Here is a 24,425-nt window from a genome sequence, read left to right as displayed (position 1 = left end):
TTCACCCCATACGGCCGGCGGCGGTGACCGGGGACCGGAGCCGCCAGCCCATGGCCTCGTAGAGCGCACGGCCGTCCGGGCTGGCCACCAACACGCCCTGCCGCGCGCCCCGTTCCACCGCGCGGCCCGCCAGCGCGGCCATGACCGCCCGGCCCAGCCCGCGCCGCTGGTGCGCGGGCTCGGTGCCGATCATGTCGAAGACGACGGACGGGGCGTACGGGGCGGGGGAGCTGCCCGGTGCCCCCGTGGTGAGGGCGGCACGTCCACTCGCGGCGAGGACCGGGCCGCGCCCCTCGGTACCACCGGAACCGGAGCCAGTGCCGGAACAGGAACAGGAGCCAGTGCCGGAGCCAGTGCCGGAGCCAGTGCCGGAGCCAGTACCGGAACCGGAACAGGAGCCGGCCCCGGCCCCGGCCCCGGAACAGGAGCCGGCCCCGGCCCCGGCCCCAGGCCCGCCCACGGCGTGCACCCGGGCCTCGAACACCTCCCCGCCCTCGTCGACGATCTCCAGCCGGTAGCCGGACGGCAGGCCCGCGCCGGAGCGCGACGCCGCCAACCGGTCCGTCGTCATGAGGTACTGGGGTTCGCTGATCTCCCAGTCCGCGGTCAGCAGCGGCTCGACCACCTCGCGCGGGGCACAGGCCTTGATCCACAGACCGGGCGTGGTGAGCGTGTCCACGAGGTCGCGCAGGACGGCCGGTTCCGCCTCCGAGAGGACATGGCGTGCGAGATGACCGGGCCGCCGCACCTCGATCCGGAACCCGCCGGGCACCGCCTGCGGCGCCTCCGTACCCCGCGCACGCGCCCAGCCGTCGACCCAGGCATGGACGGCGGAGCGGAGGCCGGTGTCGGGGGCCGCGGCGGTGTGCGTCATCCGGCCGATCGTACGCGGAGGCCGCTGCCGCCCCAACTGCCTTTTCCGGGGCGGTAGTCGGGCCGTAACGCAGCCCGTGGGGCGCCCTACGCGGGCCGGGTCGCCGCCGCGAACGGCATCTGGTCGATCGGTGCGATCCGTACCGGCGCCCCCGGATGCGGTGCGTGGATCATCTGGCCGTTCCCGACGTAGAGCCCCACATGGCTGATGCCCGAGTAGAAGAACACCAGGTCACCAGGGGAGAGTTGGGATCTGTTGACCCGCGGTCCGGAGCTGATCTGGGTGTAGGTCGTACGGGGCAGCGCGACCCCGCCGGCCTTCCAGGCGGCCTGGGTCAGCCCCGAGCAGTCGTAGGCGGACGGGCCGGTCGCGCCCCAGACATAGGGCTTGCCGAGGGCGCTGTAGGCGAAGGCGACAGCACGGGCGGCACGGGGGCTGGGAGCCTGTGCCGCGGCGACGCCTCCCGCGCCCCCGGGAATCCCGTCGAGCGGGCCGTCCCCACGACCGGCCCCGTGGCCCGTGCGACCCTGCCCCGGCCCGCTCCGCGCACCGTCCCGGGCCGCCATCCGCTGCCGCTGCTCCGCGGTCAGCCGGTGGAGCAACTCCTCGGCGGCGCCCAGCTTGTGCACGACGGTGACCCGGTGCTTCTTCAGCTTGGCCTCGGTGTCCGCCAGCCGCTCCACGGTCTCCTCGGCCCGCTGCCGGACCTGCCGTACGCTGCCGAGCCGGCGCGCATAGCCGGCCACCGCGGTCGCCTGATGGCTGCCCGTACGCTCCAGCACCGCGGCGCCGTCCAGATAGCGCTGCGGGTCCGCGGACAGCAGCAGCCGTACGGCCGGGTCGACGCCGCCGGAGCGGTACTGGCTCGCGGCCAGGGTGCCCAGTTCGGTGCGGGCGGCGTTCAGCTTCCGGGTCCTGCGGGCGGCCTCGTCCTGCAGCCTGCTCAGTTCCTCGCGTGCGGTGTCGGCGGATTCCTTCGCACCGTTGTAGTTCTGCGTGGCCACCTCTGCCTCCTGGTACAGCGCGTCGACCCGGTCCTTGACCTGGGCGGGGGTGGGCCGGTGTGCGGCCTGGGCGGTGCCCTCGAAGCCGGTGGCGGTGGCGGTGGCGGCGCCGGCCAGCGCCAGGGTGGCGGCCGTACGGGCGGTGCGCGCGCTGCGCGAGCCACCGCCGGTGAGCGCGGCGAGCGGATGCTGCCGGGGCTTGCGGTGCGAGGCCACGGTGGCCGTCACTTCCTTCCCTTCGAGCCGTGGGCCCGGCGGCGGTCCGTCACGGGGGCAACGGACCGCCGCCGCACCTCTCGGCGGGGACGGCCGACGGAACGCCGGTGGGAGGCCGGCGAGGCGGGGAGTCGGCCGCCTGAGGGAGGACGCTAAGCCTGGATGTCACGGCAGTGAGTCCCCTTGCCCGGCATTGTTCGCTTTCGACCACGGCAGGTACGCGGGTGACCGCGGCGCCATGGCCCTACGGCCGGGACCGGTCTGGCCTGACCGAAGCGGCGATAGTGGGCGCCCTGCCCGAAGGGCCGTGCTATATGGCGGCTACGATCCAGCACTATGGACGTAGTAACCAATATCTTCGTCGGCCTGCACATCATCGGCATCGCCTCCCTGCTGGGCGGCTTTCTGACCCAGATGAAGGCGATGAGCGCGGGCACCGCCCGCTTCGTGCCGGCCATGCTGCACGGCGCACTGACGATGCTGGTCACCGGCATCGTGCTGGTCGGCCTCAACCAGGCCCAGGACCACCCCCTCAACAACATCAAGCTCGGCATCAAGATGGCCGTTCTGGTGGTGATCCTGGCGCTGGTCTACGTCAAGCGGGACGACGAGACGGTCGACAAGCCGCTCTTCGCCGCGGTCGGCGGGCTGACGGTGGCCAACATCTTCATCGCGGTGCTCTGGACCTGACGCACGTCCCCACCACGGCACACCGCGCGGTCCTCGCACTCCGGATCCGGAGGCGACGGCCGCGCGGTGGCGTGTGGGGGGTGACCGTGGGGGGTGGTCTTGTGGGGGAGCGGGCCGGGCGTCAGCCCGGGCGGACGCTCCCGTAAATCGGCATGTAGTAGATCGACTCCTCCCGGACGTTGGCGCCCGGCTTCGGAGCGTGGACCATCTTCCCGTTGCCTATGTACATGCCGACATGGCTGATGTCGTCATAGAAGAAGACCAGGTCACCGGGCTGCAGATCCTTGGTGGCCACGCGCTGGCCGATCTTGACCTGGTCCCAGGTGGTCCGCGGCAGATCGACGCCCACCGCCTTCCACGCCGCCTGCGTCAGCCCCGAGCAGTCGTAGGAGGCGGGGCCGGTCGCGCCCCAGACATACGGCTTGCCGATCTGGGCGCGGGCGAAGGCGAGCGCCTTTTCGCCCTTGGTGGAGGCCGAGTCACCGGCGGAGTCGCCGCCGGTGGAGCCGCCGCCGGTCCGGTCGTCGGACGAGCCGTCGCCGTCCTGCTGCCGCTGGCGCTCCCGCTCCTGCTGCTTGCGCGCCTCCTCCGCGGCCCGGCGCTTGGCCGCCTCCTCCTTCTGGCGCTCCAGCTCCGCCAGCCGCGCCTTCTCCTGGGCGGTCAGCCGGGACAGCAGCTGACGGGCCTCGGCCAGCTTGTCCTGGACGGAGCGCTTGGACTCCTTGAGGGAGGCCTGCGAGGTCTGCAGCCGCTCCAGGCTGCGGGTCGCCTCGGCACGTTGCTTGGCCGCCTTCGCCTGCTGCTCCTGGTAGTCGGTGACGGCCTGCTTCTGCCGGCCGGACAGCCGCTCCATGAGGTGGTTGCGGTCGACGAACTGCTGCGGGTCCTTGGCCAGCATCAGCTGCGCCGTCGGGTTCATGCCGCCGGTGCGGTACTGCGCCGAGGCGAAGGTGCCCAGCAGGCGCCGGGACTGGTTCATCTTCTCGGCGCGCTGTGCCGCGGCGTCGAGCAGGCCGTCCACGGTGTCGCGCTGTTCGTCGGCGCGCTCCTTGACGGCGTTGTACTTCTGGGTGGCCACCTCGGCCTGGTGGTAGAGGTCGTCGACCTTCTGCTTGACCTGTTCGACGGTGGGCTTGGGCGCCCTGGGGGCCGCTTCGGCGGACTGCGAGAGCAGGGTGACCGAGGCGAGGGCGGCGGTGGTGAGTCCGGCTGCCGTACGACGGCCTCCGGGTGAGGCGAGAACGCTGGTGCGCGGCTTGCGATGCGACGCCAAGACCGGCAACTCCTTCCGTGGACCGCCTACCGGGTTAGCTGTCGGGTTCGGGCGGTGTCGCTGACGGAAGGCTTGCCCTACGGTCCGGACGTCCACTGGCGACGGCCGTACGGATCGATTCACCCCGGTGGTGCTGGTGGGTCCCCGGCTCCGGGTGCCTGGGGGCAGTGCCGGACTCGGCGTGGCGGCCCGTGCGGACGCTGTCGTCCACGGGGAGGCGGGCTGCCTGAGCGAGGACGTTAGCCAACTCGTGTGGCTCCTGTGAAGGCTGATGTTCGATATGCCCGAAACCTTTTCGTGACCTGAACGCGATGCGGGTGTTGTGCTGCCAGATGTCGGATTCGGGTAGACGAGGCGCCGCCCGATCTGTGACGGCCCCGGACGTCTGACCTGCCGCGGCGCCACGGCCCGCCCCGCGGACGGCCCGCAATCCGCTACTCCGCGGCGGACTGTCAGTGCGGCGGCCTAGACTCGGTGGGCGATGAGCAGCCTCTTTGACGACAGCTTCCTGGCGGACCTCGGCCACAAGGGCGAGGAGGAGCACCCGCCGCCCCCCGAGGACGAGCACGGCCCGGCCCCGGAGGAGATCCCGGCCGACCTCTTCGGCGGGAGGTTCGACGCGCCCGCCCCCAGGGAGTCGTACTACCGCGACGGCGCCGCCCGCCCGCCCGTCGACGCCGCGGCGCTGCTGGAGGGGCTCAACGACGAGCAGAAGGCCGCCGTGGTGCACACCGGCGGCCCGCTGCTGATCGTCGCCGGCGCCGGCTCCGGCAAGACCCGGGTGCTGACCCACCGCATCGCGCATCTGCTCGCCGAGCGCCATGTCCACCCCGGCCAGATCCTCGCGATCACGTTCACCAACAAGGCCGCCGGTGAGATGAAGGAGCGCGTCGAGGAGCTGGTCGGCCCGCGCGCGAACGCCATGTGGGTCTCCACCTTCCACAGCGCCTGCGTCCGCATCCTGCGCCGCGAGTCCAAGAAGCTCGGCTTCACCTCGTCCTTCTCGATCTACGATGCCGCCGATTCCAAGCGCCTGATGGCCCTGGTCTGCCGTGATCTGGATCTGGACCCCAAGCGCTACCCTCCCAAGTCCTTCAGCGCGAAGATCTCCAACCTCAAGAACGAGCTCATCGACGAGGAGACCTTCGCCGGGACGGCGGCCGACGGCTTCGAGAAGACGCTGGCCGAGGCGTACGCGATGTACCAGGCGCGGCTGCGCGAGGCCAACGCCCTGGACTTCGACGACATCATCATGACGACGGTCAATCTGCTCCAGGCCTTCCCGGATGTCGCCGAGCACTACCGCCGCCGCTTCCGCCATGTCCTCGTCGACGAGTACCAGGACACCAACCACGCCCAGTACACCCTCGTCCGCGAGCTGGTCGGCCCCGCCGAATCCGCCGCGGAGCTCTGCGTCGTCGGTGACGCCGACCAGTCGATCTACGCCTTCCGCGGCGCCACGATCCGCAACATCCTCCAGTTCGAGGAGGACTACCCGGACGCGACCACGATCCTGCTGGAGCAGAACTACCGCTCGTCGCAGACGATCCTGTCCGCCGCCAACGCCGTCATCGAGCGCAACGAGAACCGCCGCCCCAAGAACCTCTGGACGGACGCCGGCACCGGCCCCAAGATCACCGGCTATGTCGCCGACACCGAGCACGACGAGGCCCAGTTCGTCGCCGACGAGATCGACCGGCTGACGGACGCCAAGGACGCCAAGGCCGGCGACGTCGCGGTCTTCTACCGCACCAACGCCCAGTCCCGGGTCTTCGAAGAGATCTTCATCCGGGTCGGGCTGCCCTACAAGGTCGTCGGCGGAGTGCGCTTCTACGAGCGCAAGGAGGTCCGCGATGTCCTCGCCTATCTGCGGGTGCTCGCCAACCCCGAGGACACCGTCCCGCTGCGCCGCATCCTGAACGTTCCCAAGCGCGGTATCGGCGACCGTGCCGAGGCGATGATCGACGCCCTGTCGGCGCGCGAGAAGATCACCTTCCCGCAGGCGCTGCGCCGGGTCGACGAGGCCTACGGCATGGCGGCCCGCTCCGCCAACGCCGTCAAGCGCTTCAACGTCCTCATGGAGGAGCTGCGGACGATCGTCGAGTCCGGCGCCGGTCCCGCCACCATCCTGGAAGCGGTCCTGGAGCGTACGGGCTACCTCGCCGAACTCCAGGCCTCCACGGACCCCCAGGACGAGACCCGGATCGAGAATCTCCAGGAACTCGCCGCCGTCGCCCTGGAATTCGAGCAGGACCGCGGCGAAGCGAACCCCGGCACCCTCTCCGACTTCCTGGAGCAGGTCGCGCTGGTCGCCGACTCCGACCAGATCCCGGACGAGGACGAGGAGGGCAGCGGCGTCATCACCCTCATGACGCTGCACACCGCCAAGGGCCTGGAGTTCCCGGTGGTCTTCCTGACCGGCATGGAGGACGGCGTCTTCCCGCACATGCGCTCGCTGGGCCAGACCAAGGAGCTGGAGGAGGAGCGCCGGCTGGCCTATGTCGGCATCACCCGCGCCCGCGAGCGGCTCTATGTCACCCGCTCCACGATGCGCAGCGCCTGGGGCCAGCCCTCGTACAACCCGCCCTCCCGGTTCCTGGAGGAGATCCCGGACGACTTCGTGGAGTGGAAGCGGACGGGCCCGGCGACGCCGTCCGCGTCCATGGGCGGACTCTCGGCGGGCGGCGGAGGCGGCTTCAGCTCGTCGCTGTCGTCGTCGCGTGCCAAGGGCCCCAGCGGCTTCGCGACCCGCCGCTCCCAGGACCGCCCGGTGGTCTCGCTGGCCGTCGGCGACCGCGTCACGCACGACAGCTTCGGCCTCGGCACGGTCGTCGGCGTCAAGGGCAGTGGTGACAACGCCGAGGCGACCATCGACTTCGGCGGCGAGAAGCCCAAGCGGCTGCTGCTGCGGTATGCGCCGGTGGAGAAGCTGTAACGGAAGGCTGTACCGAAAGCCGGAAGCCGGAAGCCCCCGGGGACGTGCCCTGGGGGCTTCGACGGAGCCGGAGCCGACAGCGGCCGGTTCGAGCAGCGGTCGGTTCGAGCAGCGGTCAGTTCGGGTCGAGGCCGTGATCCTGCAGCCAGGGCAGCGGGTCGACCGCCGCGCCGCCGCCGGGACGCACCTCGAAGTGCAGATGCGGTCCGGTGGAATTGCCGGAGTTGCCCGAATAGGCAATCTGGTCACCGGCCTTGACCGTCCCGGAACGGATCTTGGTGCTGCTGAGGTGGCAGTACCACGTCTCCGTGCCGTCGGCCGCCGTCACGATCGCCATGTTGCCGTAGGCGGAGTTCCACTGGGTGCGGATGGTGCCGTCGGTGGCGGACATGACCGGGGTGCCGTAGCTGACCGGGAAGTCGATACCGGTGTGCAGCGACATCCAGTTGACCCCGGCCTGGCCGAACTGGGCGCTCAGCCCGTGCTGCTTGACCGGCAGCAGGAACTTGGGCCGCATGGCCTCCTTGCGGGCCGCTTCCTTCGCCTTGCGCTGGCGCTCCAGCGCCTGGCGCTCCTTGAGGTCGATCCGCTCCTGGGTGCGGCTGGCGCGGTCGCGGAAGTCATCCGCGCTGGCGCTGAGTCCGGCGAGCTGGGTGTCGAGCTTGTTGTTGGCCGCGGACGGCTTGACGGCCGCGACATCGGGCGCGGCCTGGGCGGTCGCATCGGCCTTGTCGTCCCCGCCGAAATCGGCGACGGCCGCGGTGGCCACGGCGCACACGCCCATGGCGGCGACCGAGGGCACCGCGACGGTCAGCAGCGCCGACCGCTTCGCCGTCCGCCGCCGGCCCCGGCCGCGGACGGCTTGCCCGGCTTCCGGCCCGGTGACCCGCCGGCCTGCGGGGGCGGGGGCCGCGGGGGTGATCGGCATGGCCTGCGTCATGGCGTCCGCCACGGCCGCGGCCTCGCTGTAGTCCTCGGCATCGCGGGGGGAGCCGTCGTCGGCCTCGGCCCGGCCGGTGTCGTACGGGTCGTTCCCGGGCCGTCCGGCGTCGGTGCCGGCGGTGTCGAAGTGCCCGGCCTCGTCCCAAGTGGTGCTGTCCCACTGGATCGTGTCGTTCGGGGGCGGTCCGGCCTGCGCCGGGATACCGGCGATCAGGTCCTGGTCGGTGGTCGACCAGATCGCGGTGGCCTCGAAGCTCGCGGTCTCCTCGACCGCGGTGGCCTGCCGGCCGAAGGCGTCGAAGGCATCGGCGGTCTCGTACGCGCCGGGGTCGTAACTGCCGGTGTCGTACGCGCCGGTGGGGTAGGTCCCGGTGTCGAAGCCGCTGTCGAAGCCGCCGTGGCCGTACGCGGTGGCTTCGTAACCGGCCGTCTCGTACCCGGACGAGGTGTACGCGGTCGCGTCGTGCGCCGGGGCGTCGTAGGTGGTGTGTGCGTACGGGTCGTAGCCCGGGGCGGCCGCGTGCGGATCGGCGGCGGCATAAGCGCCGGTGTCCCAGCCGCCGGTGTCCCACTGAGCCGTGGCATAGGTGCCGGTGTCGTACGCGCCGGTGGCATAGCCGTCGCCCGCCGGGTACGCCCCCGTGTCATAGGTCTCGGTGCTGTAGGTGCCGGTGCCGTAGCTGCTCATGCCGTAGGCGTCCGCCGTGCCGTGCGTACCGGTGTCGTACATCCCGTAGGTGCCGGTGTCGTACATACCGGTCTCGTACGAGCCGGGGAGCGAACCGAAGAGGGGATCACCGTCGCCGTATTCGGCACTGCCGGTCGAGGCCTGCTGTCCGTAGGAGTCGTAGGCCGGATAGTGCGCATACGAGGCGTCGGAAGCAGAGCCGGTCGGAGGCTGGGCCCCCGAGGGGTGACGGTCGTTCACCAACTTCTCTTTCGCCTCGGCAGCAGGAGAATTAGCGGCGACTGTACCCGGCGGTACGCGACGGCGACAATCTTCAACTGGTTTTGGGCTAGGCCAGATCGGGCATTTGGCCGCCTTTCGGCAGTCCCCATGCGAGCTCTTGGCGCCCCGTTCGAAGTTTGTTCGACTTCAAGTCAAGATCATGTCGCCGGTGCGACGTCGCTGCGGCGTCCCGCGGGGTGCGTGCGGGGCGTTGTCAGGCCACCGAAATGGCGTCCGCGGCTCCTTCCGCGGTTTCCGCCGAGGTCAGTGCTTCCCGTATTCCGGCTGCTACGGCGCCATTGACCGGCAGGGCGAGATGTCCGACACCGGCGACATGCACGTTGTACGCGATCAAATCAGGGTGACTGATTCTCGCTGTTGTGGCCGGAACCATCACCTGATCCTCCTCGCTCCAGAAAGCGACGAATTGCGTGCGGCAATTCGGTGCCGGCCGCGACAACTCCGCTATCACCTCGGAATCGGGGCGCATCTGGCGGACGAGGGGGTGCGCCGACATCAGCGGCGCGATACGGGTGCCGGCGTGCGGGGTGCCGAGCGTGATCACCGTACGGACGCGGGTGTCGCCGCCGAGCCGCTGTACGTAATAGCGGGCGATGAGTCCGCCGAGGCTGTGGCCCACGAGGTCCACCCGGCGATGGCCGGTCCGGGCGCAGACCTCCTCCACATGGCGGCTGAGCAGCTCGGCCGCCTTACGGAGATCGCAGGTCAGCGGGGAGTAGTTGAGCGCCTCGACATGGCGCCAGCCGTGCCGGTGCAGCGAGCGGCGCAGCAGCAGGAAGACGGAGCGGTTGTCGATGAAGCCATGGAGCAGGAGGACGGGCGGATGGGCCCGGCCCTCGGTCGGCAGCATCGTGGGCGCGCCGGGGGCGGGCTGCGGGGCCTCCGGTGTGGTGAACCCTTCCGGGGGCCCGGCCGCGGGGTGGGGTGCGGGCCGTGGCAGGGGGCGTTCCTGGGAGATGCCGGTCGGATAGAGGAGGAGATGGCCGGCGAGGACCGCCAGGTCCACGACCGTGCTGCGCAGGGGGAGCGACGAGGCGCGGGTGGGGAGCAGGCGCACGCACCGCAGTGGCGTGGCAACGAGGCGCGCGATCAGAAGGGGTGCGGAGAGAAAGGGCAGGGCCTGCATGGCCGACCTCCCGAATGGCATGCGGGAGGCGGCGTCGACCCCCGTATGCCCTCGTGGGAAGCCCTTGGGCGGTGATGGCGAGCATGCGGCGACTCGCACTGCTGCGTGCCCGGCGCCCGGTGGCCCGGCTGCGGCTCCCCGTGCGCCCGGCCCGCGCCCTGCGCCGCCCGGCTCCGGCGGCACGAAACGCGGGACGCGGCGCGTAGCGAACGTGTCCCATGTGTGATTTCCCCCTCCCCGGATGTCACGAAACGGCTGGGTACGGGATGCTGGCGATAACGTTCGTTCACGCTCGTGGCCGCCGGATCGCGGTCGCGCGATCGATTGTCGGCTCGGCGGCACCACAGTGCCGTGCATGGCTTGGAGGCAGTGATGAGTGTGGCTCGGCATGACGGAGCGCAAGCGGGGAGCCAGGGCGCGGCGGGCAGGTCGGGGCCGATCCGTGTGGTGGTGGCCAAGCCGGGCCTGGACGGGCACGACCGGGGCGCCAAGGTCATCGCGCGGGCGCTGCGCGACGCCGGTATGGAGGTGATCTACACCGGGCTGCACCAGACCCCGGAGCAGATCGTCGACACCGCGATCCAGGAGGACGCCGACGCGATCGGGCTGTCCATCCTCTCCGGGGCGCACAACACCCTCTTCGCGAAGGTCATCGCCCTGCTGGAGGAGCGGGACGCGGCGGACATCAAGGTCTTCGGCGGCGGCATCATCCCCGAGGCGGACATCGCCCCGCTCAAGGCACAGGGCGTCGCGGAGATCTTCACGCCGGGCGCCACGACCACCTCGATCGTGGAGTGGGTCAACGAGAACGTCCGCTCGCTGGCGGTCTGAGGCACGGCGGATCGGTGCCGCGGCCCGGCCCGGAGGCCGGGCCGGGCGGCCGTGCCGGGGTCGGGCCCCGGCCCGGCGGGCACCGGTACGCGCAGACCCGGTACGCGCAGCCCCCGTGTGCGCTGTCTTGGCGTGAGTGGTCATGGCACGCGGGGCCCTGGTGTGGCACCGCCGGGCGTGGCGGCTGCGGCGGCGGTGTCGAGGTCTGCGCCGGGGCCGGTGGTGTCGCCGGCGGGCGGCGGGGTGAATTCCCTGCGCATCGTGGCGCGCAGGCGCAGGGTGCCGACCAGGCGCTGGAAGGCCTCGGACCAGTAGCCGCCGGAGCCCGGGGAGGCGCCCTCCGGCTCGTCCGTGACGGCCGTGAGCATGTCGAGACGGTCCGCGGCGGCCGGGTCCAGACAGCGCTCGGCCAGGCCCATCACCCCGCTGAAGCTCCAGGGATAGCTGCCCGCGTCCCGGGCGATGTCCAGGGCGTCGACCACCGCTCCGCCGAGCGGTTCGGCCCAGGGGACCGCACAGACGCCGAGCATCCGGAAGGCCTCCGACAGGCCGTGTGCCGCGATGAACTCGGCGACCCACCGGGCCCGTTCGTCCTCGGGGAGGACGGTCAGCAGCTTTGTCAGATCCCGTGACGAGCCGGCCGGGGTGACCTCGGCGGCCTGGGACGGTGCGGCCGGCGCACCCAGCAGTGCCCGCGCCCAGTCGGCGTTGCGCTGGCGCACGGCGGCGCGGCACCAGGCATCGTGCAGCTCCGTACGCCAGTCGTCGCCCACCGGCAGCGCGACGATCGCCGCCGCGTCACGGCCCCCGAAGCGGGCGTGCCAGCCGTCCAGTGGTGTCGCCTCCACCAACTGGCTCAGCCACCAGGACCGTTCCCCCCGTCCGGAGGGCGGTTTGGGTGCCACGCCGTCCCGCTGCATCCCCATGTCGCACTCATGGGGCGCCTCCACCGCGATCACCGGTGCGCCGGCCGTCCGGTCCAGGCCGATACAGGTGTGGGCCCGCTGCGCCATACGGGCCGCGAGCGCGGAGCCGGGCAGGGCGGAGAGCAGCTCGGCGGCCGTGGCGCGGACGTTGCGGCTGCGGTCGGACAGGGCCTGTTCGAGGAAGGGCTCATCGCCCGTCGCGAGGTCCTCGCGCAGCGAGTCGAGGAACATCAGGCGGTCCTCGGCCCGCTCCGTGGACCAGGTCGTGGTCAGCAGCGCCAGGCCCGCCGCCGGGTCATGGCGGCGCAGGGCGGTCAGCAGGGCGACCCGCTCCGCGAACAGGCCCTCCTCCCACCGGCGCCGCACGGCTTCGGGATGGTCGTCTCCGGGGAGCGCGGACGGGCCGCCGGCCCCCCGGAGCGCGAACTTCCATTCGTCGTTGAGCCGGGCCAGCCACAGGGCGCGCGGCCCCGCCAGGGCGAGCGCGGCGGGCCGCAGATCCGTACGGGCGCGGGCGGCGTCGAGCAGCGCGGGCAGCAGGGCCTCCGGGGCGCGGTAGCCGTACGTGCCGGCGGCGGCCAGCCACTGGGGCAGCAGCTCGGTGAGGTCGGGGGCGGTGCCCCGGCGGCTGCCGCCTCCGCTGCCGCCGCGGTCGGCGAGCAGCAGGGACAGCCGGCGGCGCGCCGCGGGCGGCAGCGGGGGCCGCGGGTCGGCCGGGGCCGGGGCGGGCCGCTCACCGGCCGGTGCGGGGCGCAGCGCGGCGCGCCGGCGCACCGTGCTCACCGCGGCCGCGTCCAGCAGCGCGGCCGCGGCGGTCTGTGCCGGCCGTGCCGCCACCGGCGGTGTCCGCCGCTCGGTCCCGAGCAGCGCGGCGCTCACGAGATCGGACCAGGGGGCGGGGGCGGTCGGGGCGGGTGAGGTGGGGGTGGTGGTGCGCGTCATGCCTTCCTCCAGGCATCGGTGGTGGACGGCGTCCGTGGGGGCCGGGGTGCCGCGGCCGGGGCGCGGGTCACAGGGACACCGGGGCGGGGTCCCAGACCGTCAGCGGCAGAAAGCCGCGATGGCCGCATTCGCCGAAGACCGTGACCGGTGCCCCGCCCGATATGGCGGCCAGCTGCCACAGGCTCGTCCGGCCGAGGCCGCGCGGGTCCAGCGGGAGCGCCGACTCCCCGTCCGCGTCGGCCAGTTGCCAGCCCTTTCCGTCGTGGCTCGGTATCGGTGTGACATCGGTGAGCACCACCGGCCAGGAATCCAGCCACGGGTCGTCGCGCAGCGCATCGCCGTACGCGGCCAGGGCGGCATCGATGCCTCCGCCGGGGGGAACCGGCCCGGGAGCCGCTGGGGCGTGCCGCTCGCCGAGAGTGGCACGCAGCGGGCGGGCGCCCGGGTAGTAGGCGAGGTCCGCGTCGAGCACCAGACCGGGCGGCAGTGCCAGGTCCAGGGGGCGGCCGGGAGAGCCGCCGAAGGAGAGGTGCAGCGCCATCCGGCCGGTCCGCTCGCCCCGCAGGAAGATTCTTCGGGTGAGCAACTTGCCGTCGTCGCTGTCCTGTTGGGCGAGCACCAGCCAGCGGTCCCGGACCGTCGCCGCATCGGGGCCGGTCAGCAGGTCCGCCGCCTCCGTGGTCAGCCCGACGCGCGAGCGGACCGTCGCCGCGAGCGGGCCCGGCAGCCGCTCGATACCGAGGAACCCCTGGTCGAGGAGGTGCAGCAGCGCGCATTCCTCCAGCAGCCGCGCCGGCCAGTCCGGGCCGGACGCCACCACCGACGACAACTCCCGTACGCGCGAGGCGAGTCCGGGCGCCTGGGCGTCGACCATACGGGCCGCCGTCTCGTCCCAGGAGCCTGTCCCGCTCTCGGCCGAGGCCAGCCCGGACTGCAGCAGATCCTCCAGCCGCTGTTCCAGCTCCGTGGCGCCGGCGCCGATCCGCTGCATCCGGCGCTCCGCCCGCCGCTTGGCGGCCTCCGGGTCCGCGGGCGCCCGCGGCGGGGCGGCGGCCGCGCTCGACGGCGCGCCCGCTTGCCGCTCGGCCCGCTCCCGGCGTCCGGCCAGCCACTCGCCCGCCCATGCGGACGGTTCCCCGGCCGTCACCTCCCCGCCGCCGCCCGCCCAGAGCAGCAGCAGCCCCAGCGCGTGCTTGCACGGAAACTTACGGCTCGGGCAACTGCACTTGAAGGCGGGACCTTTGATGTCCACGACCGCCTGATACGGCTTCTTTCCGCTGCCCTTGCACTGCCCCCACACCGCACCCTCGTCCGCGCCCGTTTCCGACCACGGCCCGGGCGCCGCGAGCTTGCCGCCCGCTTTGCGTGATGCCTCGTCAGGCGCCAGCGCGAGCACCTGATCCGTCGTCCAGCGTTCCCCCTGCGGATTCATGTCTTCGACGCTACGGCGCACCACTGACAATCGCCGTCGGCCGCGATGAACGGGCAGGTCAGGGCCGGTTTCCGGGCGATTGTCAGTGGCTTGGTGCAGGGTTGATCCCGCAAGCGGCCGCAGCGATTTCGGGGTGCCGGCCGCACACCTTGCGACGAGGGGGAACCATGTCCGGGAACAGCCTCACGACGACGGACGAGCAGATCCATCAGACGGCCGGGACGGCGCCGGAAGCCGCGGGCGGCGAGGCACTGCGGCCGCACGCCGAGGACAGTTTCGCGGCGGAGCTGACGGCCCTCGCCGCGGCCGACGACCGGCCCCGGCCGGAGCGCTGGCGGCTCTCGCCGTGGGCGGTCGCGACGTACCTCCTCGGCGGCACGCTCGCGGACGGCACGGTCATCACACCCAAATATGTCGGCCCGCGCCGGATCGTCGAGGTCGCCGTGACGACCCTCGCGACGGATCGCGCGCTGCTCCTGCTGGGCGTGCCCGGCACCGCGAAGACCTGGGTGTCCGAGCATCTGGCGGCAGCCGTCAGCGGTGATTCCACCCTCCTGGTGCAGGGCACCGCCGGCACCCCCGAGGAGGCGATCCGCTACGGCTGGAACTACGCCCAGCTGCTCGCGCACGGCCCCAGCCGCGAGGCGCTGGTTCCCAGCCCGGTGATGCGCGCGATGGCGCAGGGCATGACCGCGCGGGTCGAGGAGCTGACCCGCATCCCCGCCGACGTACAGGACACGCTCATCACGGTCCTGTCGGAAAAGACCCTGCCGATCCCGGAGTTGGGGCAGGAGGTGCAGGCGGTCCGCGGCTTCAATCTGATCGCCACCGCCAACGACCGCGACCGCGGGGTCAACGAACTCTCCAGCGCGCTGCGCCGCCGCTTCAACACCGTCGTGCTGCCGCTGCCCGCGACCCCGGACGAGGAGGTGGACATCGTCTCGCGCCGGGTCGAGCAGATAGGGCGCTCGCTGGATCTCCCGGCCGGACCGGAGGGCCTGGACGAGATCCGCCGGGTCGTCACGGTCTTCCGTGAGCTGCGGGCCGGCCTCACCACCGACGGTCGCACCAAGCTCAAGTCGCCGTCCGGCACCCTCTCCACGGCCGAGGCCATCTCCGTGGTGACGAACGGCCTGGCGCTGGCCACCCACTTCGGGGACGGCGTACTGCGCTCCGGCGACGTGGCCGCGGGCATCCTGGGCGCCGTGGTCCGCGACCCCGCGGCCGACCGGGTCGTATGGCAGGAGTATCTGGAGACCGTGGTGCGCGAGCGCGACGGCTGGAAGGACTTCTACCGCGCCTGCCGTGAGGTGAGCGCATGAGCGGGCGTGGCGGGCGGACCACGGACAGGTGCGGGCCGGTGCTGCTCGGGGTGCGTCATCACGGCCCCGGCTCGGCGCGGGCGGTGCGCGCCGCCCTGGAGCAGTGCACTCCGGCCGCGGTCCTGATCGAGGGGCCGCCGGAGGCGGACGAGCTGGTGCCGCTGGCCGCCCATGAGGAGATGCGGCCGCCCGTCGCGCTGCTCGCCCATGCGCAGGACGACCCCGGCCGCGCCGCGTTCTGGCCGCTGGCCGAGTTCTCCCCGGAGTGGGTGGCGATGCGCTGGGCGCTGGAGCACGGCGTCCCCGTCCGCTTCATCGATCTGCCCGCGGCGCACTCCCTGGCGGGGGGAGACGACGGGGAGACGGCGGACGAGGGGACCGGCGAGCAGGAGGCCGGCGAGCAGGAGGCCGGTGAGCGGGGGGCCGGCGCCGCCGAGGTGCGGATCGATCCGATCGGGGTGCTGGCCGAGACGGCCGGGTACGACGACCCGGAGCGCTGGTGGGAGGACGTGGTCGAGCACCGCGGGGGCGGCGGAGCCGGTGCGGACGCGCTGGCGCCGTTCGCGGCGCTGGCCGAGGCGATGGCGGCGCTGCGCGAGACCTACGGCGACGGCGGCCATGACCGTGATCCGGTGCGTGAGGCTCATATGCGGCTCCGGCTGCGGGCCGCGCGAAAGGAGTTCGGGGACGACCTCGCCGTGGTGTGCGGGGCCTGGCACGTACCCGCCCTGGCGCAGCGCACCACCATGACCGCCGACCGGCAGCTGCTCAAGGGCCTGCCGAAGGTGAAGGCGGCGGTGACCTGGGTGCCCTGGACACACCGGCGGCTCTCCCGCCGCAGCGGATACGGCGCCGGTATCGCCTCACCCGGCTGGTACGGCCATCTCTTCAGCGCCCCCGACCGCCCCGTCGAACGCTGGCTGACCAAGGTCGCCGGGCTGCTCCGCGAGGAGGACTACGCCGTCTCGTCGGCGCATGTCATCGAAGCGGTGCGGCTCGCCGAGGGGCTGGCCACGGTACGCGGCCGCCCGCTGGCCGGGCTGACGGAGCTGGACGACGCGGTGCGCGCCGTCATGGGGGACGGCACCGATGCCCCGTCCCTGCTGATCCACGACCGGCTGGTGGTCGGGGAGGTGCTGGGCGAGGTCCCGGAGGACGCCCCCGCGGTGCCGCTGCAACGGGACATCGCCCGCAGCCAGCGGACGCTTCGGCTCAAACCTGAGGCCCTGGAACGGGAGTTGGAGCTGGACCTGCGCAAGGAGACCGACGCCGGGCGCAGCCGGCTGCTCCACCGCCTGCGGCTGCTCGGCATCCCCTGGGGCGAACCCACCCGCTCCCGCGGCAGCACGGGCACCTTCCGGGAGACCTGGCGGCTGCGCTGGGAGCCGGAGCTCGCCGTGCGGGTCGCGGAGGCCGGAATCTGGGGCACGACCGTGCTCTCGGCGGCCACCGCCAAGGCCGCGTCCGAGGCCGCCGGGGCGGCCCATCTCGCCGAGGTCACGGCGCTCGCCGAGCGCTGTCTGCTCGCCGAACTCCCCGATGCCCTCCCGGTGGTGATGCAGGCGCTGTCGGACCGCGCGGCGCTGGACGCGGACGTGGGCCATCTCGCCCAGGCGCTGCCCGCCCTCGTACGGTCCGTGCGCTACGGCGATGTGCGCGGCACGGACGCCGTGGCGCTCCGCGAGGTGGCCACCGGCCTGGCCGAGCGGGTCTTCGTCGGACTGCCCCCGGCCTGCCCGGGGCTGGACGCCGACGGCGCCGCCGACATGCGCGGCCATCTCGACGCCACCCACCAGGCCGTCGGCCTGCTCGGTCAGCCGGATACCGAGCGCCGGCCCGAAGGGAACGGGCTGCGGACTCGCTGGGCCGGAGTGCTGCGGGCGGTCAGCGAACGGGACACCGTGCCGGGTCTGCTCCGCGGCCGAGCGACCCGGCTCCTGCTGGACGACGGCGAGTTGGGCGACGGGGGAGCGGAGCGGCTGATGGGGCTCGCCCTCTCGCCGGGCACCCCGCCCACCGACGCCGCCGGATGGATCGAGGGATTCGTCGGCGGCGGGGACGGCGGCATGCTGCTGGTCCATGACGAACGGCTGCTGGCGCTGGTCGACGGCTGGCTGACCGGTGTGCCGGACGCCGCCTTCACCGACGTACTCCCGCTGCTGCGCCGCACCTTCGCGGAGTACGAGTCCGGAGTGCGGCGCACCCTCGGTGAGCTGGTCCGCCGCGGCCCCGCGACGGCACCCCGCCACCCGGCCGGCGACGCCCCGGACGCGGCCGTGCCCGGCTTCGGCCCCGGCCTGGACCGCGACCGTGCCGCGGCCGTCCTCCCCACCCTCCGCATGCTGCTGGGCATCGGACAGCACGGCTTCGGCGACGACCCACCGGAGTTGTCCCGCCCGGCCGACGACCTCACGGGAGCACGGACATGACGACCACGACACCGGACCCGACAGCCACCACCACGGCGGCCACGCACGCCACGCCCACCACACACGCCACGCCCACCACACCCACCACGCACGCAACGCCCGCCCCGGGACCGGCCGAGGACCCTGCCGCCGCTTCGGCCGCCCCCACTTCCGAGGCCGAACGGCTGCGCCGCTGGCGGCTGGTGCTCGGTGGCGGCGGCGCGGACGGGACGGGGTGTGCGCTCAGCGGCCGGGACGCCGCGATGGACGGGGCGCTGGCCTCGCTCTACGGACGGGAGACGGGCCGCGGCGGCAAGGGGGCCGACGGCGGCCGGCGTTCGGCGGGGCTCGGGGCCTCGGCGCCCGGGGTGGCGCGCTGGCTCGGCGACATCCGTACGTACTTCCCGTCGTCCGTGGTGCAGGTGATGCAGCGGGACGCCATCGACCGGCTGGGGCTGTCCGCGCTGCTGCTGGAGCCGGAGATGCTGGAGGCCGTCGAGGCGGATGTGCACCTCGTGGGCACCCTGCTGTCGCTCAACAAGGTCATGCCGGAGACGACCAAGGAGACCGCCCGCGCCGTAGTCCGCAAGGTCGTCGAACAGCTGGAGAAGAAGCTGGCGCAGCGCACCCGCGCCACCCTCACCGGCGCCCTGGACCGCTCCGCGCGGATCAGCCGGCCGCGCCACCGCGACATCGACTGGGACCGCACGATCCGGGCGAACCTCAAGAACTACCTCCCCGAGTACCGCACGGTCGTGCCAGAGCGGCTGATCGGCTACGGCCGCGCCGCGCAGTCGGTGAAGAAGGACGTGGTGCTCTGCATCGACCAGTCCGGTTCGATGGCCGCCTCGGTCGTCTACGCCTCGGTGTTCGGCGCGGTGCTGGCCTCCATGCGGACCCTCGACACCCGGCTGGTCGTCTTCGACACCTCGGTGGTCGATCTGACGGACCAACTCGACGACCCGGTCGATGTCCTCTTCGGCACCCAGCTCGGCGGCGGCACGGACATCAACCGCGCGCTCGCCTACTGCCAGTCCCGCATCACCCGCCCCGCCGACACCGTCGTCGTCCTCATCAGCGACCTCTACGAGGGCGGCATCCGGGACGAGATGCTCAAGCGGGTCGCCGCGATGAAGGCGTCCGGAGTGCAGTTCGTGACCCTGCTCGCGCTGTCCGACGAGGGGGCGCCCGCCTACGACCGTGAGCACGCCGCGGCCCTCGCGGCCCTGGGCGCACCGGCGTTCGCCTGCACTCCGGACCTGTTCCCGGACGTGATGGCGGCCGCGATCGAGAAACGGCCGCTGCCCATACCGGACATGGCGGAGCAACGGTGACAGGTATCCCCGGGGGACTTGCGTGGCACCTGGTTTCTCATGCAAGTATCTGCTCATCGCTCGATCGCCCGCGACGCGCGTGACACCGAGGACCGGTTCCCCGGGTGTCCCCGTCCGTATGGGAAGGTCCCCCTTGTCTGCTGTGTTCGCCCTGCCTGCCGTCGTGCGCCTTCCGCGCACGGTGGCCGTGCGGCGTGCGCTGCTGGCCGGGATCTTCCTGGTGGGCTTCGTCGCCCTCGGCTTCGCCTTCGGTCCCGGCGCCCATGCCGACGACCGCACGCGAAACGCGGACCTGCCCGGGGCCTCGGCCCCGGCACGGCCCGCGGCCGAGGCATCCACCCCGGACCGGGCCGCCACCCGGGACGGGGCAAACCGGCTCTCCGGCTCCGGCTCCGCGGTCACGCAGCGCGGTGAGGCCTCCGACGCGAAGGCCGCCGAGCGCACCCACGCCGCGTCCGACGCGGTGGCCGGGGCCGTACGGCCCGCCGCCGAGCAGACCGCACCGGTCACCGGCCGCGTGACCGAGCCGGTGAGCCGCGTCGTACGGGAGATCGGGGAGTCGGCCGGTGCCGCGCTGCCCGTCCACCTCCCGTCCGGTGAGCACGGCGAACACCCCGGCGACGGCGGCGCGGACCAGCACGGCCGGACGCCGGGCGAGGACCGGCCGGCCGGTTCGCGGACCGCTGCCCCGGCCTGCGGCGCTGCCGCCGCCGACGCGGTGCAGTCCCTCGACGACCTGCGCAAGCCGGTCTCCGAGGGCCCCTCGGCCACCGCCCACGAGCAGCGGGACCCGGGCCACGACGGCCTTCCGGGGCAGTACCCGCAGGGCCCGGTCGCACCCGCCTCGCACACCGCCGGGGACGGCCACGGCCCCCGTGGCGGGGACCAGTACGCCGCCGTCACGGCGGACCCCATGCGCTTCCGGCTGCTGCCCGGTGGCGTCCGCACGGCCGATGGCGCTCCGACGCGTCGGCGTGCCGAAGAAATCCTCGAATTCCCGGGCTAGGGCAGACCGCTCCGCGTCTGTAACTGGACCTGCCGCGCGGGGGCGGGACAGGTCTGCCCGTCAAACCCCTCCGAATTCGAAGGACTTCACCACCATGCGCTCCACCATCCGCCGTTCCATCGTCGTTGCCGCCGCCACCACCGGTCTGTGGGCCCTGGGCTCCGTCGCCGCCAACGCCGCCGAGCTGCCCGTCGGCACGGACCTCCCGGCCACCGGCACGGTCACCGACACCGCCCGCCAGCTGCCCACCGGCGACGTGGCCGGTACCGCGAAGAAGACCGCCGGGACCGCTGAGAAGACGGTCGGCGAGGTGGCGGGCAAGGCCACCGGCGCCCTCGGCGGCGTGTCGGCCCCGGAGCTGCCCACCGGCAAGCTGCCGCAGACCGGCGACGTGACCGGTGCGCTCGACGGTGTGCAGAAGCGGGCCAACGGTGCCGGTCTGCCGGACACCGGTGAGGTGCGGAAGGCCGCCGGTCTGAAGCAGGCCAAGAAGGCCGTCAAGACCGTCAAGAAGGCTGCCAAGGGTGCCGACCTCGGCCAGGCCGGCCGCCTGACGGACGGCACGCTGCCCGCCGTTCCGAAGCTGCCCGCCACCCCGGGCGTCCCGTCCCTGCCCGGCACCCCGGCGCTGCCCAAGGCTCCCGCGCTGCCCAAGGCCCCTGGCTCGGCCGACAACCTGCTGGCCGGTCTCGCCGGTGCGGGCATCCGCCCCGAGCAGCTGACGAAGCAGGCCCAGGGTGCGCTGGCCACCGCGCGTCCGGTTGTCGACCAGGCCGCCGCCGACGCGCTGCCGCCCGTCGCCCGCCGGGTCGTCATCAAGGTCGTGCCGGTCGCCCAGGGTGCGGTCGGCGGTGCCGGTCAGCTCGCCGGTGACGCGGCCGGCCAGGCGACCCCGTTCGTGACCGTCGTCGGCGGCCAGGCGCAGCTGTTCGCGCAGGGTGCCGCGGCCGACGCGGTGCCGTTCGCGCAGGGGCAGGCCGCCAAGGCGGTGCCGTTCGCGCAGGGCAAGGCAACCGACGCGGTGGCGTTCGCCCAGGGCGCGGCCACGGACGCCACCCCGTTCGCGCAGGGTCTGGCCACCGTGGTCGTGACCGACGCGCGGGGCACCGCCGGCCAGGCCGCCACCGGTGTGCAGGGCCTGACCCCGGTGAAGTCCGTGCCCGCGGTTCCGGCTGCGCCGGCCGTCCCGTCCGTGCCCGCCGTCCCGTCCGTGCCCGCCGTCCCGGCCGTGCCCGCGGTTCCGGCCAACGTGACGGACGCCGTCCCGGCCGTGCCTGCCGTCCCGTCCGTCCCCGCCAACGTCACCGACGCCATTGCCCTCCCGGCCGCCCCGGCCGCCCCGGCCGCCCCGGCCGTGCCCGCCATCCCGTCCGTCCCGGCCAACCTGACCGACGCCGTTGCCGTTCCGGCCGTGCCTGCTGACCTGGCCGACCTGACCAACGCCGCCAACATCCCGGCGCTGCCGGCCCTCCCGGTCCAGGCCGTCTGAGTCTCAGGCTGACACCACCGGCTCCTCGGCCGCGGCGGCGGCCGATGCCGGAACACCCATGAACAGCCGGGCGGACCTCTGTGGGGGAGGGCCGCCCGGCCTTGGTGTATCCAGAGCCAACAAGCCGTCGTGAGTTACGAGTTGGGCACCCGCAGTCGTTCCCAGCTGACCCGGCCCGGCACCCCGTCCGCATCCTTGCCGCGGAAGCCGAGCTTGCGCTGCCAGGCCGCGTACGACGTGCGGTCCGCCTCGGTCCACTCCGGGCCGGGGCCGTCCTTGTAGTGGCCGCAGCCCTCGGCCACCAGCCGTTCGCCCATCGCCGTGATCACCGGGCTGCGGGCCCCCGACCGGAAGAAGTCCCGTCCGGGGAACGGCTCGTACGGCGGATGCTGCGGCTTCGGCGGCACCTGCTCCGAGCCGTCCGCGTCCGGCGCGCCCTCCGCCGCCTTCGCCAGCCGCTTCTTGATCAGGCCCCGCAGGTCGCCCATCACGATGCCGCGCGGATCGACCTTCCCGGGCTGCCACTCCTTGTGGCCGATCACCGAGCGTTCGCTCCAGCGGTGCGCCCGGCAGATCGCGGCCGACACCTTCTCGATGGCGATCCGCTGCTCCTCGGGCCACGGGTCCTTGCCGTCCCCGGAATTGATGCACTCGAAGCCGTAGAAGTGACGGTTGCCGTCGGTGTCCGCGTCGTTGTCCTTCGGCAGCTCCGCGTCCTCGTTGATCACCGCCCGCAGGACGTCACGGTCGCCGAGCCCGGCGTGGTTGGCGCGGCCGTTGCCGACGAGATGGACCTCGCCCTTCTTGTCGATCACGCCATGACACAGCGGCCCCGGCAGATCGGAGCGCCCGTCGTAACACAGGTCCACCGAGCTGTCGGTGCCCTCGGTGGCGGTGTGGTGGATCATCACACCGTGCATCGGGCCCCAGGGGCCCTTCGCGTTCCGGTTGTGCGTGCGCCAGCTGCGGACCTCGTGGACCACCAGGCCCTCGTCGCGCAGCGCCTTGAGCAGCCGGCTCGCGGTCAATGGGGTGGCCATCAGGCGGTTCCCTCCTCGTCGACAGCGGCTTCCGCCGCGGCGGTGGTCTGCGACCTGCTCGGCGCCGGACCCGACGCGTCGTACGGCGAGCCGTACGACGCATCACCCGACTCCGCCGCCCGAGCCTCCTCCTCGGCGGCCAGCGCCGCATCGTCCGCGGCCGGAATGCTCGCGGCCAGCGGGCGGAAGGCCAGCCGCAGATCGGGTTCGGTCTGCTCGCCGGCGATCCAGGCCAGCGGCGCGAAGTGGACCGCGATTCCGGACGGGTACTGCAGCAGCGGCCGGCGCGCCGGGTCCGTCGGCCACTCCACTCCACCGGTGGCCGTACGTGCCGGGATCAGCCAGAAGTCGCCGGTGCGGTAGCTGCCGCCAGGCGCGAACCAGACCTCGACACCGTCCTCCAGGGGCAGCCAGCCGCCCTCCTCGACCGGGAGCGCGCCGTGCCGGAGCCGGCCGTCCCGGGCGCCGCGCCCGCTCGTCCGCCGGCTGCTTTCGTGGTGGTCCCAGCGGCGCAGGAACGGATGCAGCTCGGGCCGCCGTCCCACGCCCGGTGCCGGTTCGCCCGAGAGCCGCACCCGGCGGCCCGGCAGATCGACCTCCTCCACCCGCAGCAGCGGCTCCGCCTCGCCCCGGCTCGTGTACCCGGTGTCCACGAACTCGACCAGGTCACCGACGTCCAGATCCAGCTTGTCGTCGCTGCCCAGGGTCGCCAACTCCGCCCAGGTGCCGTCGAGTCCGTCGACCGGGAAGGTGACCGAGCCGTTCTCCCGGGACCATTTGAAGGTGGCGTCCTTCGCGCTGCCCCCGTCGTGCACCTCGACCCGGTAGAGCTGGTTCTCCGGGCCCCGGTAGCGGGCGTCCGGGGCGACCAGGCAGGGCTCGTCGTCCGCGGCGCCGGGGTGTTCACTGCGGGCCGCGAGACGGGAGCCGGGCGCGGCCGCCTGCTCCGCCCAGCGTGCGAACGCGGCGCGGACCTCGTCGACCGTCGGGTCGCCGGAGTCCAGCCCCAACGCGGCGGCGGGCAGCGGCAGTACCTGCCACACCACCTTCGCGCGGGCCGCGGTGTCCGGCAGCGCGGAGCCCAGCGCGACCTCGCGCAGCGCCGGGTCCTCCGCCGCGGTCACCAGCCGCTCCCACACCTTCAGATAGACCAGATACGGGAAGGCGGTGGGCAGCCGGTCGCCGGGCCGCTCCGGGTCCCGGAAGCCGTCCGGCTGGTCCCAGTACGTCCAGGTGGCGGGCGGCGCGGCCGGCTCGCCGTCGCCGCCGTCCTGGCCCTCCTTGCCCTCCTTGCCGGTGTCGGCCGTGCCGTGCGCGGGCACCGGCACCCCGGGCTGCGGGCGGGTCGCGTCACACAGGATGCCGTCCACGTAGTAGCGGCCGCCGCCGATGACCAGGTCGTCCAGCTCACGGCTGCCGCCGCGCAGGGCGATCCGGAAGCCGGTGGCGCCGCGCGGCCCGCCGTGCGGGCCGATCAGGTCGGCGGCGAGCGTACGGGCCTGGAACAGCTGGATCGCGGTCTGCTCATTGGCGTCGGCGTCCAGTTGCACCCTGCCCTGCTGGGCGACGACCGCGGAGTAGTGGCGCTCCGGCCGGTGGGTGAGGCGCGAGAGATCAGCGTGCATGGAAGGGGTCCCCCTCGGACGGGATGTGCGGACGGTCGGA

The 24,425-nt window shown here is 73.3% G+C and carries 17 protein-coding genes and 1 riboswitch; of the genes, 8 read left to right on the top strand and 9 right to left on the bottom strand.

All coding sequences use genetic code 11. The features are described 5' to 3' along the window. Nucleotide 1 precedes the first annotated feature (1 nt). Both STRNI_RS17220 and STRNI_RS17215 read right to left on the bottom strand, forming a co-directional pair. Nucleotides 2–874 carry a GNAT family N-acetyltransferase gene (locus STRNI_RS17220; protein ID WP_277411547.1) on the bottom strand — a complete coding sequence of 291 codons (873 nt, stop codon included), beginning with the start codon at nucleotides 872–874 and terminating at the stop codon, nucleotides 2–4. 86 nt (nucleotides 875–960) lie between these two features. Continuing rightward, on the bottom strand, nucleotides 961–2,106 hold the full coding sequence (locus STRNI_RS17215) for a C40 family peptidase (RefSeq protein WP_277411546.1): 1,146 nt from the start codon (nucleotides 2,104–2,106) through the stop codon (nucleotides 961–963). A gap of 324 nt (nucleotides 2,107–2,430) precedes the next feature. Here STRNI_RS17215 and STRNI_RS17210 point away from each other — a divergent pair, with 324 nt between their 5' ends. Continuing rightward, complete coding sequence (locus tag STRNI_RS17210) at nucleotides 2,431–2,784, top strand: hypothetical protein (RefSeq protein ID WP_018089587.1); 354 nt, start codon at nucleotides 2,431–2,433, stop codon at nucleotides 2,782–2,784. Between the two features lie 121 nt (nucleotides 2,785–2,905). Here the strand turns inward: STRNI_RS17210 and STRNI_RS17205 are convergent, their stop codons facing one another. Further along, a complete protein-coding gene (locus STRNI_RS17205; RefSeq protein WP_277411545.1) occupies nucleotides 2,906–4,057 on the bottom strand; it encodes a C40 family peptidase in 1,152 nt (383 codons plus the stop codon). 7 nt (nucleotides 4,058–4,064) lie between these two features. Then, nucleotides 4,065–4,234: riboswitch (cyclic di-AMP (ydaO/yuaA leader) on the bottom strand. A gap of 304 nt (nucleotides 4,235–4,538) precedes the next feature. Between STRNI_RS17205 and pcrA the strand changes: the two genes are divergently transcribed. After that, nucleotides 4,539–6,992 (top strand): DNA helicase PcrA, encoded by a 2,454-nt coding sequence (gene pcrA / locus STRNI_RS17200; RefSeq protein WP_018089584.1) that lies wholly within the window; start codon nucleotides 4,539–4,541, stop codon nucleotides 6,990–6,992. A 115-nt stretch (nucleotides 6,993–7,107) separates the two neighbouring features. Here pcrA and STRNI_RS17195 read toward each other — a convergent pair whose 3' ends face one another. Both STRNI_RS17195 and STRNI_RS17190 read right to left on the bottom strand, forming a co-directional pair. Further along, entirely contained in the window at nucleotides 7,108–8,862 is a 1,755-nt protein-coding gene (locus STRNI_RS17195; RefSeq protein WP_266445747.1) for a M23 family metallopeptidase, read from the bottom strand. 235 nt (nucleotides 8,863–9,097) lie between these two features. After that, on the bottom strand, nucleotides 9,098–10,030 hold the full coding sequence (locus STRNI_RS17190) for an esterase/lipase family protein (RefSeq protein WP_277411544.1): 933 nt from the start codon (nucleotides 10,028–10,030) through the stop codon (nucleotides 9,098–9,100). A 372-nt stretch (nucleotides 10,031–10,402) separates the two neighbouring features. Between STRNI_RS17190 and STRNI_RS17185 the strand changes: the two genes are divergently transcribed. Then, nucleotides 10,403–10,861 (top strand): cobalamin B12-binding domain-containing protein, encoded by a 459-nt coding sequence (locus STRNI_RS17185; RefSeq protein WP_051104120.1) that lies wholly within the window; start codon nucleotides 10,403–10,405, stop codon nucleotides 10,859–10,861. 140 nt (nucleotides 10,862–11,001) lie between these two features. On the opposite strand, the gene STRNI_RS17180 is transcribed toward STRNI_RS17185, so the two are convergent. Next, entirely contained in the window at nucleotides 11,002–12,729 is a 1,728-nt protein-coding gene (locus STRNI_RS17180; protein WP_266445753.1) for a DUF5691 domain-containing protein, read from the bottom strand. Nucleotides 12,730–12,796: 67 nt separating this feature from the next. After that, the gene (locus tag STRNI_RS17175; protein ID WP_277411543.1) at nucleotides 12,797–14,161 is read right to left on the bottom strand and encodes an SWIM zinc finger family protein; all 1,365 of its coding nucleotides are present in this window, start codon (nucleotides 14,159–14,161) and stop codon (nucleotides 12,797–12,799) included. A gap of 167 nt (nucleotides 14,162–14,328) precedes the next feature. On the opposite strand from STRNI_RS17175, the gene STRNI_RS17170 reads away from it, so the two are divergent. The 5 genes from STRNI_RS17170 to STRNI_RS17150 all read left to right on the top strand — a co-directional run bounded on the left by STRNI_RS17170 (nucleotide 14,329) and on the right by STRNI_RS17150 (nucleotide 21,720). After that, nucleotides 14,329–15,483 carry an ATP-binding protein gene (locus STRNI_RS17170; RefSeq protein WP_018089578.1) on the top strand — a complete coding sequence of 385 codons (1,155 nt, stop codon included), beginning with the start codon at nucleotides 14,329–14,331 and terminating at the stop codon, nucleotides 15,481–15,483. Beyond that, the gene (locus tag STRNI_RS17165) at nucleotides 15,480–17,912 is read left to right on the top strand and encodes a DUF5682 family protein (protein ID WP_277411542.1); all 2,433 of its coding nucleotides are present in this window, start codon (nucleotides 15,480–15,482) and stop codon (nucleotides 17,910–17,912) included. Before STRNI_RS17170 ends, STRNI_RS17165 begins: the two co-directional genes overlap by 4 nt. Continuing rightward, nucleotides 17,909–19,225 carry a VWA domain-containing protein gene (locus tag STRNI_RS17160; RefSeq protein ID WP_277411541.1) on the top strand — a complete coding sequence of 439 codons (1,317 nt, stop codon included), beginning with the start codon at nucleotides 17,909–17,911 and terminating at the stop codon, nucleotides 19,223–19,225. Before STRNI_RS17165 ends, STRNI_RS17160 begins: the two co-directional genes overlap by 4 nt. 133 nt (nucleotides 19,226–19,358) lie before the next feature. Beyond that, entirely contained in the window at nucleotides 19,359–20,231 is an 873-nt protein-coding gene (locus STRNI_RS17155) for a hypothetical protein (RefSeq protein ID WP_277411540.1), read from the top strand. 94 nt (nucleotides 20,232–20,325) lie between these two features. Further along, nucleotides 20,326–21,720 (top strand): hypothetical protein, encoded by a 1,395-nt coding sequence (locus tag STRNI_RS17150; RefSeq protein WP_277411539.1) that lies wholly within the window; start codon nucleotides 20,326–20,328, stop codon nucleotides 21,718–21,720. A 134-nt stretch (nucleotides 21,721–21,854) separates the two neighbouring features. On the opposite strand, the gene STRNI_RS17145 is transcribed toward STRNI_RS17150, so the two are convergent. Continuing rightward, nucleotides 21,855–22,760: a peptidoglycan-binding protein gene (locus STRNI_RS17145; protein WP_274737711.1), complete on the bottom strand. Its 906-nt coding sequence runs from the start codon at nucleotides 22,758–22,760 to the stop codon at nucleotides 21,855–21,857. After that, nucleotides 22,760–24,385 carry a DUF6519 domain-containing protein gene (locus STRNI_RS17140; RefSeq protein WP_277411538.1) on the bottom strand — a complete coding sequence of 542 codons (1,626 nt, stop codon included), beginning with the start codon at nucleotides 24,383–24,385 and terminating at the stop codon, nucleotides 22,760–22,762. The genes STRNI_RS17145 and STRNI_RS17140 overlap by 1 nt, the downstream gene beginning before the upstream one ends. Nucleotides 24,386–24,425 lie beyond the last annotated feature (40 nt).

The sequence above is a fragment of the Streptomyces nigrescens genome (assembly GCF_027626975.1).
In the GTDB taxonomy this organism is placed as follows: domain Bacteria; phylum Actinomycetota; class Actinomycetes; order Streptomycetales; family Streptomycetaceae; genus Streptomyces; species Streptomyces nigrescens.
The sequence above is the reverse complement of the archived record's forward strand: the minus strand, read 5'-3'. Positions and strand labels throughout refer to the sequence as shown.